The sequence below is a fragment of the Halorubrum halodurans genome, from assembly GCF_002252985.1.
Lineage (GTDB): Archaea > Halobacteriota > Halobacteria > Halobacteriales > Haloferacaceae > Halorubrum > Halorubrum halodurans.
Genome location: NZ_NHPJ01000024.1, coordinates 1 through 16,962 on the forward strand (window position 1 = coordinate 1; position 16,962 = coordinate 16,962).

Sequence of the window (16,962 nt, forward strand, 5' to 3'; positions counted from 1 at the left end):
TTCGCCGCCTCGCCACTCATCGGGATCATTCCCATTCCGGCCCACGGACACCGCGTCCGTGGGCTTTTTTCACGTGTGTCGGACGCACGGCGCGCTGTCCGACCGCTAGGCTTAAACGCTCGACTGCGGTACATTCGGTAGCGCCAAGGTGGCAGAGTCTGGTCAGACGCAGCGGCCTGCAGAGCCGCCCAACGCCGGTTCAAATCCGGCCCTTGGCTTTTGGTTCGACGCTCAGCCGTCGGCTCGGAGCCGTCGTGACGTCTCGGTTCGCGGCCTCGGGGAGAAGGTGATTCTCGGTGCTCGTCGGCGAGCGGCTGCTCGGGCGATCGAGGGTGGCGAGACCGACCTCGTCGACGGGTGATGCCGAACTCGGCGGCGCGCTCGACCGTCTCCGTCGCCCTGGCGTAGTCCGGCGGCTCCGTCGAGGGAACGCGGTCGGCGACGTTCGGCCTGACGGTCCCTCCGCGATCGTCGCGATCGACTTCGCCCGTGACCGGGCGCAACGACGGTCGGATCGCCCGGACGCTCCGAGATCTTTCCCTCGGGTGTGTCCCGTCGATACACGCCGGACGGCGTTTTATTGACCGTCGGCGCGTCTCGACTCCATGACTCTCGCGCTCTCGGCCGACCTGCTGGCGGTCGTCGCCGTCGTCGTCACGGTCGCGGGCGCGGTGAACGGGGTCGCGGGGTTCGGATTCGCGGTGGTGGGCACGACCGTCCTCGCGACGACGCTCGACCCCGCGACCGCGGTCGCGTTCATGATCCTCCCGATGTTCGCGGTCAACGTCGCACTGGTCGGCGAGCTCTCCGCCGGGGAGCTTCGGACCTGCGGGCGGCGGTTCGCGCCCCTCCTCGTCTCCGCGCTCGTCGGGACGGTCGCCGGGATGGCGCTCATCGGCAGGCTCCCGGCGGCGCCGCTCCGCGGCCTCCTCGGGCTCGTCTCGCTCGGGTTCGTGGCCACCGCCCAGCGCGCCGTACCCCTCCCGACGGTGTCGCGTGCGAGGGACCGATGTTTCGTCGAGACGCCGCCCGCGATGGCGGGCGTCGGGGTCGCCTCGGGAGTCCTGTTCGGCGCCACGAACGTGGGTGTCCAGCTCGTCGCGTTCGTGCGGAGCTGTGACCTCTCCCACGGCCTCTTCGTCGGCGTCGTGGCGCTCGTGTTCGTCGGGATCAACGGCCTCCGCGTCGGCGCCGCCGCCGCGCTCGGGCTGTATCCCGACCTCGGGCTCGTCCTCGCGTCCGTCGTCGCCGCGATCCCCGCGCTCGCGGGCGTCACCGTCGGGACCCGCCTCCGCGACCGCGTGAGCGACCGGCTGCGTCGAGGGGTCGTCCTCGGGCTGCTTGCGGTCATCGGGCTCCGACTGGTCCTCGCCGGGGCCGGCGTCGTCTGAGCGACTACCGGCCCCTCGGCGCCGCCTCGAACCGGAGCGGTGTTACCGCGCCGTCACGTGTCTCGCGTCATGAACGACGGGAGCGACGCGGGCGACCGGGGAGCGTCGAACGACGGGCACGACCCGAACGCCGCCGACCCTGTCGACGCGGAAGCGCTCGACGAGCCGACCGAGTCGGACGAGGCAAGGCGGTCCGAGGACGCGTCCGATCTCGCCGCCGGTCTCGGCCCGTCGGCGTACGCGTCGTCGACGCCCGAGGGGGGGTCCCCGGACGGGTCGGCCGGCGACGCGGTCCGCGCGGTCGGCATCGGTCCGGGGGACTCCGCGTTCCTCGTTCCCCGTGCGGAGCGGGCGATCCGGGCGGCGGACGTCGTCGTCGGGTTCGAGACGGTCGTCGATCTCGTCCGCGACCGCACCGACGCGGAACTGCTGTCCTGCGGGTATCGTGACGAGGGCGAGACGCTGGCGACGTTCGCCGACCGCGTCGCCGACGGCGAGCGCGGCGTCGCGGTCCTGATGGGCGACCCGAACCACTCGGGCTACCAGTTCCTCGGCAGGGTCGAACGCGCCGTCGACGAGGCGACCGACGGCGGGCTCGGGGTCCGCGTCGTGCCCGGCGTCTCCTCGCTACAGGTCGCGGCGAGCAGGTGCCGGACGCCGATGGAGGACGCGACGTTCGTCACGCTTCACAAGCGCGGGGACCTCGCGGCCGACCTCGACCGGCTCCGTCGGGACGTCGGTGACCGCCACCTGCTCGTCCTCCCGCGTCCGTTCGACTGGATGCCGGGGGACGTCGCGGCCGACCTCCTGACACACGGGGGCAGGGCGGACGCGACCGCGCTCGTCTGCGAGCGGCTCACCCACGACGACGAGGCGATCACGCGGACGACGCTGGGGGGCCTCGCCGAGCATGCGGGCGGCGATGGCCCCGACGACTCCCCGTTCTCCGACCTCTCGGTGCTCGTCGTCAGGCGATGACGGGGCCGGCTGCCCCGGCGAGTCGCTACGGGTTAGTAACCGTTATACATCGGGTGACCCACACTCGAACCATGCAACGACGCGCTGTAGCCGTATACGTCGCGTTCTTCTTGCTCGTCGGGAGCGCGACCGGTGTGCTCGTCACGACGGCCCAGACTCCTGGGATCTCCTTCGAGAACCCGGACTACGACCTGTCGTCGGGTGACTCGTTCGAGGTCGACGGGAACGAATACACCGTCGCGGCCATCACCGAGACGGAGGAGGGCGGCGGCGGACACGGGGGAAGTGCCACGACGACGATCACCGCGACCGTCGAACGGAACCGGACCGTCCAGGAGTCCGAGTCGTGGGCGAACGGTTCGAGCGTCACGCTCGACGGCGGCGAGTGGACGGTCCGGATCGCGGGCGACGATCCCGACTCCTTCACGCTCGTCGAGGTGCTCGACCGGACGGCGATCCTCGAGGAGGACCCGAACGCCGACAACGAGACGATCGAGCGTGACGGCGAGGAGTACGTCGTCGTCAGCGAGAACGACGAGACGCGGCTCGTCCCGGCGACGGAGTACTTCCCCGAGCCGACGGAGCGCTCGTACGCGGTCGACGACGAGATCGAGTACGGCGACCGCACGGTGACCGTCGACTCCGTCTCGAGCGACGCGGCCGTGGTGGTCTGGATGACGACGGAGACGGTCTCGACGGAGATCGCTCAGAACTCGCGGGTGACGATCGGCGACACGGAGTTCGTCGCCCACCTCGAGGACACGTCGACGCTGACGCTGTCGACCGACTTCGAGTCGTTCGAGGCACAGCAGGCCGCGATCGACCGCCACGAGACGCGAAGCGACGGCCTGTGGCGCGTGATGATCGTCAGCCTCCTGTCGTCGGGACTGTTCCTCGCGATGGCGTTCATGCCCTCGCGGTACTGAGCCGGCCTCCGACCGACCTCATCGAACCGTTCTCCTCCCGCGTCGTTTCCGGCGGATCGACATCCACTAGCGCCCGGACCTGGTAGGGTGACCGTGAACTCCCTCGCCGAGACGGTGCGACAGCTCGCACCTCACTGGGGCGTCATGTTCGTCGCGATGCTTTCCGGGCTCGCCGTTGCGGAGCGCGTCGTCGTCGGCGTCCCGCTCTGGGGATCGCTGCTGGTCGTTCTCGTCGTCGCCGTCGGCTACCCGCCGGTCGTCCGCGCTCTCGGCGTCGCTCCCGAGGTGTGGGACCGGTAGCCTGGACGCGATCCGACCGCGCCCGCCGGCCGTCCGTGCTACTCCTCCTCGGGCGTCGCGTCGGCGGTCCGCTCGGGTTCGGTTCCGGGGCCGTACGCGCCGACGCCGACGCCGAGAGCGAACGAGACGACGGCCGAGACGGCTATCCACAGCAGTTCCGGGTGTTCGTGGCCGGTGTGTAACAGGATCTCCATGCCGTCCTCTCCTCGCGACGACGCTAAAACCCGTCCATTCGACCCGATAACATCCACGTCAGCCGATCACCGTCCGGTCTCTCCCTGCTTTATTCGGATGGACCGCCAAGGGATGGTATGACCGACGAGAGTGAGGTCCCGGTGACCGCGGAGCGACCCGACGCGCCGTTTCACACGACCGGCACCGACCACGTCACGATCTGGGGCAGCAACGAGGCGGACACGGTCGCGTTCTACCGCGACCTGCTGGGGATGCCGCTCGTCTTACGCCAGCCCAACCTCGACGACCCCTCACAGACGCACCTCTTCTTCGACACCGGCGACGGGCGGATCCTCACCGTCTTCGTGAGCGACGACCGCGCCTCCGCGCGCGGCCAGCGGCCGGGGACTGGCGCGGTCCATCACCTCTGTTTCAGCGTCGACCCCGACGAGTACGAGGACATCATGCGCGCGCTCGAGGACGCCGGCAAGGGATACAACGTCTTCGACCGCGGGATATTCCACTCCATCTACACCCAGGACAACAACGGGCTCGTGATCGAGCTCTCCTCCGACAAGTACGAGATCCCGGCCGACCGCAAGGGCGAGGTGCTCGCGACCGCCCAGCGGCTCCGCGAGGAGGACGGCGCGGACTTCGCACAGGACCGCCACATGGAGGCGGCCTTGGAGGAGCTCGGCCTGCCGGTGAACGAGTACGACCTTCCGGATGCCGACGCCGGAGTCGGCGTATGAGCCGGAAGAACCCGCACGCCGGCGACGATCCCCACGGCGACGAGGAGCTGGTTACGGCCGGAACGCCCCTCGCGGAGGCCGACGCGGCGGTCGTCCTCGTCCACGGCCGGGGCGCCACCGCCCGGAGCATCGTCGGGTTCGGCGAGGAGGTGTCGCCCGCGGACGGGGGCGTCGCGCTGCTCGCGCCGCAGGCGGCCGCGAACACCTGGTACCCGAACTCGTTTCTCGCGCCGGTCGCCGACAACGAGCCCGGACGGCGTTCGGGGCTGCGTGCCGTGGAGACCGCCGTCGAAACCGCGACGGACGCCGGGATCCCGACGGGGAGCGTCCTCGTCGCCGGGTTCTCACAGGGTGCGTGTCTCGCGAGCGAGTTCGTCGCGCGGAACCCCCGCGAGTACGGCGGGCTCGCGGTCCTGAGCGGCGGGCTGATCGGCGACTCGATCGCCGTCGACGACTACGTCGCGGACGCCCCCGACGACGCGCTCGCCGGAACGCCCGCCTTCCTCGGCTGTAGCGACGTCGATCCGCACATCCCCGAGGAGCGCGTCCACGAGACGGCCGCGGTGGTGGAGGCGCTCGGCGGCGACGTCGAGACGCGGATCTACGAGGGGATGGGCCACGGGATCAACGCGGACGAGACGGAGCACGTCTCGGCGATGGTCGCGGCGCTGGCGTAGCCGCCGCCGAGACGATCCCGCCGCGGGGACGGACCGTCGCCCTTCCGGCCCGGACCGTCACCCTCCCGGCCGGACCGCCCCGTTCCGTACCTTTTTCGCCGGCCGCGCCGACCTCGGGACGTGACGTTCAGCATCTGCGTTCGCGAGCGGTACACCGACGACGCGGGCGACGGGCAGGTCCGGTTCGGCGTGGCGGTCACCACGCGGCTGCCGGGCGTCGGCGCGCTGTGTCCGTTCGCCTCGGAACGCGGCGCGGTGGCGACGCAGTCGCACACCAACGTCGACCTCGGCCGCAAGGGGCTCGAGTACCTCGCGGACGGCCTCGCGGTCGAGGACGCGCTCGACGCGCTGTTGGCGGCCGACGAGGGACGCGAGCGCCGACAGCTCCACGGCGTCGACGCCGACGGAACGTTCGCCTTCTCCGGGGACGAGTGCGGCGAGCGGTTCGGCCACCGCGTCGGGCAGAACTACACCGTCGCGGGTAATCTCCTCGTCGGACCGGCCGTCCTCGAGGACGTCGCGGCCGCCTACGAGTCGACCGCACACGGCGAGGCCCCGCTCGCCGAGCGGCTGATCGACGCGCTCGCGGCGGGCCAGGACGCGGGCGGGGACAAACGGGAGGACCTTCCGGTCCAATCGGCGGCGGTGCTGGTCGAGCGGACCGAGGAGCCCGGCCGGCTCGGCCCCTTCCACGACGACCTCCGCGTCGACGCCACCGAGACGCCGATCGCCGACCTCCGCGAGACGTTCGAGGCCGCCGTCCGCGGCCACGAGGACGCGCTGGCGCGGTACGACGTCGACGAGTAGGCCGCCCGTTCCCCGCCGCCCGCAGGTCACGGCCGCAGCCGGGCGAGCACCGGCAGGTGATCCGAGGGGTACCGGCCACGGTCGTCGCGGTCCGCGAGCGTCGCGAACGCCTCGACCTCGATCCCCGACGAGACGAGCACGTGGTCGATCCGTCGGCCGTCGATCAGCCGCGAGAAGTCGGTGAGGCTCGTCCGCGGCCCGTGTCGGACGGCGGCGGCGGCCGCGTCGTCGAAGCGCCCGTCGCGGTCCTCGTCCGGCCCCCCGGCGGACCCGTCGCCCGTCCTCCCGGAAAGCGCGTCGTCCGTCCGCTCGGCGGACGCGCCGTCCGCCCCGCGGCCCGCTCCCGTCAGGATCCGATGGGGCTCCGACCCGGCCGTACAGTTGAAGTCGCCGACGAGAACTCGCGGCAGCCGCCCGCTCCCGTCCGTCGCCCCGTCGCGGGACGCGTCCCCGCTCCCGGCGCCTCCCGCGGCGAGGTCGGCGGTTCGTTCGCGGAGCAGCCGGGCGGACTCGCGCCGTGCCCGCGCGCCCACGTGGTCGAGATGCGTGTTGACGACGAGCAGCGCCGCGTCGGCGGGCGGGGCCGCCCCGTCGGTCTCCGCCCGCGGGCGGATCCGGGCCCAGGTGGCGATCCGCGGGTGTGCGGCGTCCCAGCCGACCGAGGGCTCCGCGGGTGTCTCCGAGAGCCAGAACGTGCCGTCGTCGACCGGCCGCCAGCGATCGGTCCGGACGCCGATCGGGCACCCCTCGCCGTCGCCGTCGCGCTTTCGACCCCGTCCGAGGAACTCGTACTCCGGAAGCCGCTCACGGAGGTCGGCCCGCTGGCGGGGCAGCGGCTCCTGGAAGCCGACGACGTCCGGCCGATGGAACCGGACCAGGTCGACGACCCCGTCCCTGCGGGCGTGCCAGGCGTCGTGGCCGTCGTGTCGGTTGTCGTAGCGGACGTTGTAGCTCAGGACCCGGATCCGACTCATCGTACGCGACCGCTTGTGACCGGTCCGACGTAAACCGCGCGGCGCGCGAGACCGGAGCGATCCGCCGGCGGGCGCCGCCGGGTCACTCGACGGTCTCCGCGTCGGCGCCCGGCGCGTTCCGCTTCACGCCCGTGACGGCCTCGACCGCGTTCGCGCGGGAGGCGTACCCCTGTCCGGAGTCGGCCACGACGTTGCCGTTGCGGTGGCGGAGCCGCCAGCGCCACTCCCCGGCGGCGTCCTCGTAGATCTCGAAGGCCGCGTTTCCGACCTCGAGCGCGTCGGCCTCGGGGGCGTACCCGCGGACGCCCTCGATCGCGTCCCTCGCCCCGCCCCGCGAGGCGTACCCGCCGCCGGAGTCGGCGATCACGTTGCCGTTGCGGTGGCGGAGCCGCCAGCGGAACTCCCCCGCGTTGTCCTCGTACAGCTCGAAGGTCGCCGTCGCCGCCCCGTCGTCGGTGGACTCGTCGTCGTCGGACCCGTCACCGGTTTCCCCGTCGTCCGGCTCCGCGTCGAGGTCCACGAGGTCGGCGTCGCCGACGTTCGACCGCACGCTCTCGAGCCCCTGACGGGCCTTCGACCGGCTGCTGTACCCCTGTCCCGAGTCGCCGAGGACGTTGCCGTTCTCGTGGATCAGCCGCCAGCGCCACTTCCCGCCCCTGTCCCGGTACACCTCGAAGGCCGCGGGGTCGACCCGGAGGTAGTCGGCGGCGGCGACGTGCTCGCGGACCCGCGAGAGCGCGCGCGTCGCGTTCGACTTCGAGGCGTACCCCTCGCCGGAGTCGCCGATGACGTTGCCGTTGCGGTGGCGGAGCCGCCAGCGCCACTCCGCCGCGGCGTCCTCGAACAGCTCGAAGGTCGCCCCGCTCTCGATCGTCTCGTCGTCGCTCGGGACGGCCACGTCCGGCTCGTCGGCGTCCGCGGGCTCGGGCCCCTCGTCGGCGGCGAGCGCCTCGGCCTCCTCGACCGGCGTGTCGATCCGCAACAGCCCCGCACCCAGCGCGTTCCGTCTGACGCTGTGGAGTCCCTTCTGGGCCTTCCCGCGGCTGCTGTACCCCTGTCCGGAGGTCGCGATCACGTTGCCGTTGCGGTGGCGGAGCCGCCAGCGCGGCTTCCCGCCCGCGTCCTCGAACAGTTCGAACCTGGCCTTGCTCTCGCGGAGCCCGGCGGTCTCGGCGCGCGCGGCCGCCGTTTCGGTCTCCCGATCGCTCACGTCGGCCTCCAGCTCCTCGACGCGCGTCTCGGCGGCGTCACGTTCCTCGCGAGCCGTCTCGAGCGCGTCGTGGGTCGTCTCGAGTTCCCCGCGAGCCGTCTCGAGCTCTCCACGAGTCGCTTCCAGTTCCTCGTGGGTCGTCTCGAGTTCCTCGTCGGTCGCTTCCAGCTCCGCGCGAGTCGTCTCGAGCTCCTCGCGAGTCGCCTCGAATTCCGCCGCCGTCTCCTCGCTTGCGGCCGCGGTGGCGGCCGTCTCGGCTCGCATCCGCTCGTAGTCCTCTCGGACGGGATCCGTCACCAGGGGAACGATCGTTCCCGCCAGCCCGATCACGACGATGCCGGCCGCGTACAGCGCGTTGGCGGTCGCGTTCCCCGTCGCTCGCGACCAGCCGTCGGGGAAGACCACGAAGAAGTAGGCGACGCCGGCGAGCGTCAACAGCCCGCCGAGCGTCCCGAGCGTCGTGGCCGACCGTCGCAGCGGGAACCGCACGATCGCTCCGAGCATGACGAGCGGCGGGGAGAGCGCGACGAGCGCGTACCCCACCGCTCGGGCCATCGTCCGCGGCGCGGTGACCGCGAAGACGAGCACGCCGAGCACGCCCACGAGCACGCCGAGCGAGAAGATCCAGTACCCCCGGACCTCGTCGCCGGTCGTCGGGGTTCCGATACGTCCCTCGTACAGTTCGGCCAACGGCCCGGTCGGCGTGTCGTCTGCCATGAGCCGGATATACACGTCCGGTGTGTTATACATGTGGGATGGTACCGTGTGCCTGGCGGTCGCCCGGCCGCACCCCCGACCCGTGCCGGGCGTTTTTAACCCGAACCGACCCTACCGTCGGTCGATGACGAGCTCGTCGACGCGACACGCGGATCCCGAGGAGAACCCCTACGTCGAGGAGCCCCCGACCGACTTCGAGCCGGTCGCGGAGCTGTCCCCCGAGGCGGCGGCGCGGCAGGCGTCGCTCCTGCGGTCGGCGATCCGCGAACACGACCACCGCTACTACGTCGACGCCGACCCGCTGATCGCGGACGCGACGTACGACCGGCTCTTCGAGCGGCTCCGCGAGCTGGAGGCGGCGTTCGATCTCCCGACGGAGAACTCCCCCACGGAGCGGGTCGGCGGCGAGCCGCTCGACGCGCTGGAGACGGTCGAGCACGTCGCGCCGATGCGCTCCATCGACAGCGCGAAGGAGGCGGACGCGGTCCGCGAGTTCGACGAGCGCGTCCGGCGGGGGGTCGCCGACGCGGGGTTCGACCCGGAGTCGGTGGAGTACGTCTGCGAGCCGAAGTTCGACGGCCTCTCGATCGAGGTCGTCTACGAGGACGGCGAATACGTCCGCGCCGCGACCCGCGGCGACGGGCGCGAGGGCGACGACGTGACCGAACAGGTCCGGACGATCCGGTCCGTCCCCGGCCGGCTCCGGGGCGACCCGCCGGCCCGGCTCGCGGTCCGCGGCGAGGTCTACATGCCCCGCGACGCCTTCGAGGCGTACAACGAGGAGCTGGCCGAGCGCGGCGAGGAGCCGTTCGCGAACCCGCGGAACGCGGCCGCCGGGACGCTCCGCCAGCTCGACCCCGCCGTCGTCGCCGGGCGCCCGCTCGACGTCTTCTTCTTCGACGTGCTGGCGTGGGACGCGAGCGGGAACGACGAGTCGGCCGCCGCCCGTCCGGACGACCACCGGGCGGAGTTCGACGCGTTCGACCGGTTCGGGCTTCGCCGGACGGACCGCGTGGAGTTGGTCGACGACGTCGAGGCCGCGATCGACTACCGCGACCGCCTCATGGCGGACCGAGACGACCTGAACTACGAGATCGACGGCGTCATGATCTCGGTGAACGACCGGGACGCCCGCGGGGCGCTCGGGTCGACGTCGCGGGCGCCGCGATGGGCGTTCGCCTACAAGTTCCCGCCCCGCACCGCGACGACGACGGTCGAGGGCGTCACGGTCCAGGTCGGCCGAACCGGCCGGCTCACGCCCGTCGCCGAGCTCGACCCGGTCGAGGTCGGCGGCGTCACCGTCTCGCGGGCGACGCTCCACAACCCCGCCGAGATCGAGGCGCTCGGCGTGAACGTCGGCGACCGGGTCCGGATCTACCGCGCCGGCGACGTGATCCCCTACGTTCCCGAGGTCGTCGAGAAACGCTCGGCGGGGACCTACGCGTTCCCCGAGACGTGTCCGGTCTGTGACGCGCCCGTCGAGCGAGACGGCCCGCTCGCGTTCTGTACCGGCGGGCTCGGCTGTCCGGCACAGCTGGAGCGCGCGGTCGAACACTGGGCGCGCCGCGACGCCCTCGACGTCGAGGGGCTCGGTCCCGAGCGCGTCGAGCGGCTTCGGGAGGCCGGCCTCGTCGAGTCGTTGCCGGACCTGTACGACCTCTCCGTCGCCGACCTCGCCGACCTGGAGGGGTGGGGCGAGACGAGCGCCGAGAACCTGATCGACGAGCTGGAGGCGAGCCGCGATCCGCCGCTCGACCGCTTCCTCGCCGGGCTCGGGATCCCGGAGGTGGGATCGACGACCGCGCGAGCGCTCGCGAGGACGTTCGGCGATCTCGACGCCCTGCTCGACGCCGACGAGGAGGCGCTCCGCGAGGTCGACGACGTGGGACCGGCGGTCGCGGCGTCGATCCGCGGCTTCCTCGACGCGCCGGAGAACCGGGCGGCGATCGAGGGACTTCGCGAGCGCGGCGTGGAGCCGCAGCCCGTGGAGGCTCCCGCCGGCGACGGCGCGCCTCTCGACGGCCTGACGTTCGTCTTCACCGGATCGCTCTCCGCGACCCGCGACGAGGCGCGGGCGCTCGTCGAGTCACACGGCGCGAACGCGACCTCGTCGGTCTCGGGGAACACGGACTACCTCGTCGCGGGGGAGAACCCCGGCCGGTCGAAACGGGCGGACGCCGACGCCGAGGACGTCCCCGTCCTCGCGGAGGCCGAGTTCGCCGACCTGTTGGCCGGCCACGGGATCGACTGGCCGCCGGCTGACGGGGCGTAGCGGCGCGGGTCGCTCGGCGTCGGCGTCGCGGCGAGCCGCAACCCTTTATCAAATGCCGCGGGAACGGACGGGTATGACCGCCATCGAGCTGCGCGGCGTGACGAAGGAGTTCCCGAGCGTCACGGCCGTGTCCGACCTCGACCTCACGGTCGAGGAGGGCGAGGTGTACGGCTTCCTCGGCCCCAACGGGGCCGGCAAGTCGACGACCATCGACATGGTGCTCGATCTCGTCCGGCCGACCGAGGGCACCGTGACGGTGCTCGGCCGCGACGCCACCGCCGACAGCGTCGCGATCCGCCGGCGCACCGGCGTCCTCCCCGACGGGTTCTCGGTGTACGACCGGCTCTCCGGGCGGCGACACGTCGAGTTCGCCATCGAGTCGAAGGAGGCCGACGCCGAGGCCGATCCCGTCCTCGAGCGCGTCGGCCTCCTCGAGGACGCCGACCGCAAGGCGGGCGGCTACTCCAAGGGGATGCGCCAGCGGCTCGCGCTGGCGATGGCGCTCGTCGGCGAGCCCGACCTGCTGATCCTCGACGAGCCCTCCTCCGGGCTCGACCCCGCCGGGGTAAAGGACATGCGCGAGATCGTCGCCGCGGAGGCGGCCCGCGGCGCGACCGTCTTCTTCTCCTCGCACGTGCTCGCCCAGGTCGAGGCCGTCTGCGACCGCGTCGGCATCCTCCGGGAGGGCGAACTCGTCGCGGAGGACTCCATCGAGGGGCTCCGCGAGGCCGTCGGCGACGGCGAGACGCTGGAGGTCGCCGTCGACGACGCGACCGACGCGGTCGTCGACGCGGTCCGCGCGGTCGAGGGCGTCTCGCGGGTCGAGGCGGACGGCGCCATGCTCCGCGTGAGCTGTGACCCCGGCGTGAAGACGCGGGTCATCGCCGCGGCCGAGGACGCCGGAGCCGTCGTCGACGACTTCCACACCGAGGAGGCGTCGCTCGAGGACCTCTTCCTCGCGTACACGGAGGGCGAGGCGGCCCCGACCGGACGGGAGGACGCGGCCACGGGAGAGGTGGACGCATGAGTCTCCTCGCGGTCGCGAACAAGGACTTCCAGGACACGGTCCGGTCGCGCGGGATGGCGCTGCTGGTGGCGCTGTTCTCGCTGCTCGTCGCCGTCTTCGCGTACGTCGTTCGTCCGCAGGGGCAGGCGGACCAGTTCGCGACCGAACTCCTCTTGAGCGCGTTCGTCGGGCCGGTCCTCGTCACGGGGTTGGTCCCGCTCGTGGGCGTCGTCGTCGGCTACAACGCGGTGAGCGGCGAGCGCGAGTCCGGCTCGCTGAAGCTGCTCCTCTCCCTCCCCCACTCGCGGGCCGACGTCGTCTTCGGGAAGGTGCTCGGCCGGGGCGCGGCCCTGGCGCTCGCGACGTTCGCCGGCTTCCTGTTGCCCGCGCTCGTGTTGCTCGTCATTCCGGTGACGTTCAACGCGGGATCGTTCCTCGGCTACACCGTCTTCGCGGCGGCGCTCGGGGTCGTGTTCGTCGCCATCGCGGTCGGCTGTTCGGCCGCGGTCGCGACCCGCCAGCGCGCGCTGATCGCCGGCGTCGGCGTCTACGCGCTCTTCGTGCTGCTGTGGGGACTGTTCACCGGCCGCGTGGTCGGCGCGTTCGCCGGGGCGATCGAGGCTCTGCCCGTCTCCGTGGCGCAGATCCGCACCTTCCTCGACGCCGCGAACCCGACGAGCGGGATCGAACTGCTCGCCAACGCGTTCCTTGGCGACCAGCTCCTCTCGGGCGATTCCCTCGACCAGCAGGTGTCCGCGGTCGCGATGTTGGTCTTCTGGACGCTCGCGCCGCCGCTCGCCGGACTGTTGAAGTTCGACCGCGACGACCTCTGAAGCCGTCGGCTCGCGACCTACCGCCGGCCGTCGGCACATCCCTCGTCCTTCCCGCACCGCACCCTTGATGCCCGACCGGCCCCTCCGCCGACGTGACACCGATGAACCGACGCCGACTCCTCTCGCTCGCCGGCCTCGCCGGAACCGGAACGCTCGCCGGCTGTGTGGGTCCCGACGGCTCGGGCGGCGACCCCGACGGAAACGGCGGCGCCGCGGGCGCCGACGCCGACGCCGCCGACGGCTCGGGCGCGGCGTTCGCGGTCGAGACCGTCGCGTCGGGCCTCTCGCACCCGTGGGCGATCGACTTCCTCCCCGACGGCGACCTCCTCGTCACGGAACGTCCCGGAACGCTGAACGTCGTCGATCCGGACTCCGGCGAGGTTCGGTCGGTCGACGGGACGCCGACGGTCGACGCCCGCGGACAGGGCGGACTCCTCGACGTCGCGCTCGGACCGACGGCTTCGGATCCCTGGGTGTACCTCACGTACTCGGCGGCGAACGGCGACGGCGACACGACGACCCACGTCGGCCGCGGTCGGCTCGACCCGGAGAGCGCCCGTCTCGAGGCGTTCGAGCGCCTCCACGTCGCGGAGCCGTTCGTCGACTCGACGGGGCACTACGGCTCGCGGATCGCCTTCGACGCCGACGGGCGACTGTACGTGACCGTCGGCGACCGCCAGTTCAAGGACTTCGGGCCGGACCACGTCGCCCAGGACCTCGGCGTCGAACTCGGCAAGACCCTCCGGCTCGAGGCGGACGGGTCGATCCCCGACGACAACCCGTTCGTCGACGACCCGGACGCGCGGGACGCGGTCTTCAGCTACGGCCACCGCAACGCGCAGGGGTTGACCGTCCACCCCGACACCGGCGACCTCTGGGAGAGCGAGTACGGCGAGCAGGACGGCGACGAGATCAACGTGCTCCGCGAGGGCGGCAACTACGGCTGGCCGGTCGCCGACGAGGGGTGTACCTACGGCTCCGGCGAGCCGATCGGCGTCTCCCACGACGACCGCGAGGACGTGATCGCGCCGGCGTACTCGTGGCCCTGCGGGAGCGGCGGCTTCCCGCCGGGCGGCATGACGTTCTGTACCGGGGCCGCGTTCCCCGAGTGGGAGGGCGACCTGTTCGTGGGCGGACTGGCCTCGCGCGCGCTCGCGCGACTGACGGTCGAGGGGCGGGAGGCGACCGGGATCGAGCGGCTGCTCGCGGATCGGGAGTGGCGGGTCCGCACCGTCGCGGAGCACCCGGACACGGGCCACCTCTACGTCGCGGTCGACGCCGGCGACGCCCCAATCGCGCGGCTGACGCCGGCGTGAGGGCGCAGACGATGGGCGTCGACGCGTCGCCCGTCGGCGAGGTCGACGTGCCCGCCCTCACTCCGTCGCCGTCTCGATCGCCGCCTCGAGGTCGGCGACGATGTCCGCGGGGTCCTCGATGCCGACGGAGAGCCGTACCATGTCGCCGGTGACGCCGGCGGCCGCCTGCTCCTCCTCCGTCAGCTGCTGGTGGGTCGTCGAGGCGGGGTGGATCACCAGGGTCTTCGCGTCGCCGACGTTCGCGAGCAGCGAGGCGAGATCCGTGTTCTCGACGGTCGCCTTCGCGGCCTCGAAGCCGGCCTCCAGCCCGAACGTGATCATGCCGCCGTAGCCGCCGTCGAGGTACTCGCTCGCCTCCGCGTGGGTCTCGTGGCTCTCCAGGCCGGGGTAGTTCACCCACGCCACGTCCGCGTGCTCCTCTAAGTACTCCGCGACGACCCCGGCGTTCTCGCAGTGCCGATCCATCCGCAGCGGGAGCGACTCGGTCTGCTGGAGCGTGTTCCACGCGTCGAAGGGCGACTGCTGGTTGCCGAGATCGCGCAGCCCGCGGGTGACGGCCGCGAAGGTGAACGCGGCGTCGCCGAACGCGTCGACGTAGTTGATCCCGTGGTAGGCGGGGTTGTCCTTCGCGATCTCCAGGAACTTCTCGGGGTACTCGCCCCACGGGAACGAGCCGCCGTCGACGAGGACGCCGCCGATGGTGGTCCCGTTGCCGGTGAGCCACTTCGTCGTCGACTCCCAGACGAGGTCCGCGCCGTGGTCGAGCGGCCGGCAGAGGTACGGCGTCGCGAACGTGTTGTCGACGAACAGCGGGACGCCGTGGTCGTGGGCGATCTCCGCGACCCGCTCGATGTCCGGCGTGACGAGCGACGGGTTGCCGATCGTCTCGAGGTGGACGTAGGCGGTGTCGTCGTCGATCGCCTCGGCGTACCCCTCGTAGTCGAGCGGGTCGACGAACCGCGTCGAGACCCCGCGGCGCTCGACGGAGTGGGTGAGGTAGGTGTAGGTGCCGCCGTACAGCGCCGAGGAGGTGACGACGTTGTCGCCGGCCGACGCCAGCATGAACGTCGCGAGGTCGAGCGCCGCCATCCCCGAGGAGGTGGCGATCGCGCCCACGCCGTTCTCGAGGGAGGCGATCCGCTCCTCCAACGCCGCGTTCGTCGGGTTCATGATCCGCGAGTAGACGTTGCCCGCCTCCTCCAGCGCGAACAGCCGCGCGGCGTGGTCGGCGTCGTCGAACTCGTAGGCGGTCGTCTGGTAGATCGGTGTCGCGCGCGCCCCGGTCGTCGGGTCCGGGGTCGATCCGGCGTGGACGCTTCGCGTGCGGAACTCGTGGTCGGGGTCCTCGTCGCTTGGCATGTACGTTCCTCCGTGCGCGATCCGGTTAAAGCCGATAGACGGTCACGGATGCTACCGGTAGCTCGGACGGGCCGCGACGTCCGGTGGACGCGAACCGTCCGCGAGCGGCGAGGTTGCGGGAGGCGTGAGGTGGGGCCGTGGGACGGTTGGGTGGGACTCAACGGGGCAGCCGTGCGGGGCTGGTGGTTTGAAGCAGTCAACCGCGCCAGCAACGATCCTCCTCCCCACCCCGCTCTCCCGCAACACGTGTGTCTACGAGCAGCCGAGACGCAACGGGGACCCCAGTGAACGGCGTCACCGAAGTGCGGGACTCGACGGACTCCCTCGTTCGAGCTTACACGAACGGGTTCGCGTCCTCGCCGAACCCGCTCCCGTACGCCTCGACGACCTCCGTAACGGTGACCTCGTACGCGTCGTACCACTCCGTCCACCGCCGTTTCGCGCGTTCGTGGTCCGCGTCCGCCCCGAACGACTTGAGGGCGTCCAACGACTCCCAGTAGTAGACGACGAGCACCTCCTCGGCGTCCGGCGCGTGCCAGGTCCGTTTGCCCAGGTACCCCTCCGTCCCCTCGGCCGCCGCCTGTATCGCGTCGTTCAACTCGTGGAACTCCGCGTCGTACTCGCCCGGAGCGAGGCGGAACGTCACCAGATACATCCGCCGTATCCACTCGGCCGCGCGACCAAGACGCTTCCCCACGGCGCGGGCGGCGACCACGTCGTCGATCCGGGGCCGCACCGCGGATCCCCACGCGTCGCCCGCTCCGTACGTCCCCGACCGCTTTCGTGCGAACTGTTAACGTCGTCGAACCGTAACCTCGGGTATGGGAACACAAGGTCCGCAGAGCGACCCTCCAGACCTCGGCGACCTGACGGGGCAGGTCCCCGACTCCGTCTGGCAGTACACGGCGCTGGCGTTCGCGCTGGTCGTCGGGTTCGCGGCGCTGAGCCAGAGTCTCACCCTCGGGGTCGGCGTGTTGGCGATCCTGGTCGCGCTCGTCACGCTCGCCAGCGCGGTCGAGATCGTCGACGCCTACGACAAGGAGGCGCTGACGGTGTTCGGCGAGTACCGGACGCTGCTCGAACCCGGCGTCCACCTCATCCCGCCGTTCGTCTCGCGGACGTACGCGTTCGACATGCGGACGCAGACGCTGGACGTGCCGCGCCAGGAGGCGATCACGCGTGACAACTCGCCGGTGACGGCGGACGCGGTCGTCTACATCAAGGTGATGGACGCGAAGAAGGCGTTCCTCGAGGTCGACGACTACAAGAA

Annotated in this window: 17 protein-coding genes and 1 tRNA gene; 13 read left to right on the forward strand and 5 right to left on the reverse strand. The window is 71.9% G+C overall.

Annotated elements, in window-relative coordinates; genetic code table 11:
• Nucleotides 1-142: 142 nt before the first annotated feature.
• The 5 genes from DJ70_RS02265 to DJ70_RS02285 all read left to right on the forward strand — a co-directional run bounded on the left by DJ70_RS02265 (nt 143) and on the right by DJ70_RS02285 (nt 3,595).
• Nucleotides 143-218 (forward strand) — tRNA-Cys (locus DJ70_RS02265).
• Nucleotides 219-605: 387 nt separating this feature from the next.
• Entirely contained in the window at nt 606-1,391 is a 786-nt protein-coding gene (locus DJ70_RS02270) for a sulfite exporter TauE/SafE family protein (RefSeq protein WP_094529748.1), read from the forward strand.
• Between the two features lie 69 nt (nt 1,392-1,460).
• On the forward strand, nt 1,461-2,369 hold the full coding sequence (locus DJ70_RS02275; protein ID WP_094529750.1) for a cobalt-precorrin-7 (C(5))-methyltransferase: 909 nt from the start codon (nt 1,461-1,463) through the stop codon (nt 2,367-2,369).
• Between the two features lie 71 nt (nt 2,370-2,440).
• The gene (locus DJ70_RS02280; RefSeq protein ID WP_094529752.1) at nt 2,441-3,295 is read left to right on the forward strand and encodes a hypothetical protein; all 855 of its coding nucleotides are present in this window, start codon (nt 2,441-2,443) and stop codon (nt 3,293-3,295) included.
• A 93-nt stretch (nt 3,296-3,388) separates the two neighbouring features.
• Nucleotides 3,389-3,595 carry a hypothetical protein gene (locus DJ70_RS02285; protein ID WP_094529773.1) on the forward strand — a complete coding sequence of 69 codons (207 nt, stop codon included), beginning with the start codon at nt 3,389-3,391 and terminating at the stop codon, nt 3,593-3,595.
• Between the two features lie 38 nt (nt 3,596-3,633).
• Here the strand turns inward: DJ70_RS02285 and DJ70_RS17140 are convergent, their stop codons facing one another.
• Complete coding sequence (locus DJ70_RS17140) at nt 3,634-3,789, reverse strand: hypothetical protein (protein ID WP_179233927.1); 156 nt, start codon at nt 3,787-3,789, stop codon at nt 3,634-3,636.
• Between the two features lie 117 nt (nt 3,790-3,906).
• Here DJ70_RS17140 and DJ70_RS02290 point away from each other — a divergent pair, with 117 nt between their 5' ends.
• The 3 genes from DJ70_RS02290 (at nt 3,907) to DJ70_RS02300 (ending at nt 6,005) form a co-directional block, all read left to right on the forward strand.
• Nucleotides 3,907-4,521, forward strand: a complete 615-nt coding sequence (locus DJ70_RS02290; protein WP_094529754.1) for a VOC family protein — start codon at nt 3,907-3,909, stop codon at nt 4,519-4,521.
• Complete coding sequence (locus DJ70_RS02295) at nt 4,518-5,198, forward strand: alpha/beta hydrolase (protein ID WP_094529756.1); 681 nt, start codon at nt 4,518-4,520, stop codon at nt 5,196-5,198. The genes DJ70_RS02290 and DJ70_RS02295 overlap by 4 nt, the downstream gene beginning before the upstream one ends.
• A gap of 120 nt (nt 5,199-5,318) precedes the next feature.
• Nucleotides 5,319-6,005: a DUF1028 domain-containing protein gene (locus DJ70_RS02300; protein WP_094529757.1), complete on the forward strand. Its 687-nt coding sequence runs from the start codon at nt 5,319-5,321 to the stop codon at nt 6,003-6,005.
• Nucleotides 6,006-6,031: 26 nt separating this feature from the next.
• Here the strand turns inward: DJ70_RS02300 and DJ70_RS02305 are convergent, their stop codons facing one another.
• Together DJ70_RS02305 and DJ70_RS02310 are read right to left on the reverse strand one after the other, a co-directional pair.
• A complete protein-coding gene (locus tag DJ70_RS02305) occupies nt 6,032-6,979 on the reverse strand; it encodes an endonuclease/exonuclease/phosphatase family protein (protein ID WP_094529759.1) in 948 nt (315 codons plus the stop codon).
• An 82-nt stretch (nt 6,980-7,061) separates the two neighbouring features.
• Entirely contained in the window at nt 7,062-8,906 is a 1,845-nt protein-coding gene (locus tag DJ70_RS02310; protein ID WP_094529761.1) for a YegP family protein, read from the reverse strand.
• A gap of 124 nt (nt 8,907-9,030) precedes the next feature.
• Between DJ70_RS02310 and ligA the strand changes: the two genes are divergently transcribed.
• The 4 genes from ligA to DJ70_RS02330 all read left to right on the forward strand — a co-directional run bounded on the left by ligA (nt 9,031) and on the right by DJ70_RS02330 (nt 14,333).
• Entirely contained in the window at nt 9,031-11,178 is a 2,148-nt protein-coding gene (gene ligA, locus DJ70_RS02315) for an NAD-dependent DNA ligase LigA (protein ID WP_094529763.1), read from the forward strand.
• 73 nt (nt 11,179-11,251) lie between these two features.
• Nucleotides 11,252-12,205: an ABC transporter ATP-binding protein gene (locus DJ70_RS02320; RefSeq protein WP_094529765.1), complete on the forward strand. Its 954-nt coding sequence runs from the start codon at nt 11,252-11,254 to the stop codon at nt 12,203-12,205.
• Nucleotides 12,202-13,017, forward strand: coding sequence for an ABC transporter permease subunit (locus tag DJ70_RS02325; protein WP_094529767.1), 816 nt, complete (start codon nt 12,202-12,204; stop codon nt 13,015-13,017). The genes DJ70_RS02320 and DJ70_RS02325 overlap by 4 nt, the downstream gene beginning before the upstream one ends.
• 101 nt (nt 13,018-13,118) lie before the next feature.
• Nucleotides 13,119-14,333 (forward strand): PQQ-dependent sugar dehydrogenase, encoded by a 1,215-nt coding sequence (locus tag DJ70_RS02330; protein WP_094529769.1) that lies wholly within the window; start codon nt 13,119-13,121, stop codon nt 14,331-14,333.
• A 57-nt stretch (nt 14,334-14,390) separates the two neighbouring features.
• On the opposite strand, the gene DJ70_RS02335 is transcribed toward DJ70_RS02330, so the two are convergent.
• Nucleotides 14,391-15,692 carry an O-acetylhomoserine aminocarboxypropyltransferase/cysteine synthase family protein gene (locus DJ70_RS02335; RefSeq protein ID WP_094529771.1) on the reverse strand — a complete coding sequence of 434 codons (1,302 nt, stop codon included), beginning with the start codon at nt 15,690-15,692 and terminating at the stop codon, nt 14,391-14,393.
• 334 nt (nt 15,693-16,026) lie between these two features.
• Nucleotides 16,027-16,347 carry an antibiotic biosynthesis monooxygenase family protein gene (locus DJ70_RS02340; protein WP_094529775.1) on the reverse strand — a complete coding sequence of 107 codons (321 nt, stop codon included), beginning with the start codon at nt 16,345-16,347 and terminating at the stop codon, nt 16,027-16,029.
• Between the two features lie 166 nt (nt 16,348-16,513).
• Here DJ70_RS02340 and DJ70_RS02345 point away from each other — a divergent pair.
• A partial coding sequence (locus DJ70_RS02345; RefSeq protein ID WP_245810646.1) for an SPFH domain-containing protein occupies nt 16,514-16,962 on the forward strand: 449 nt, incomplete at its 3' end.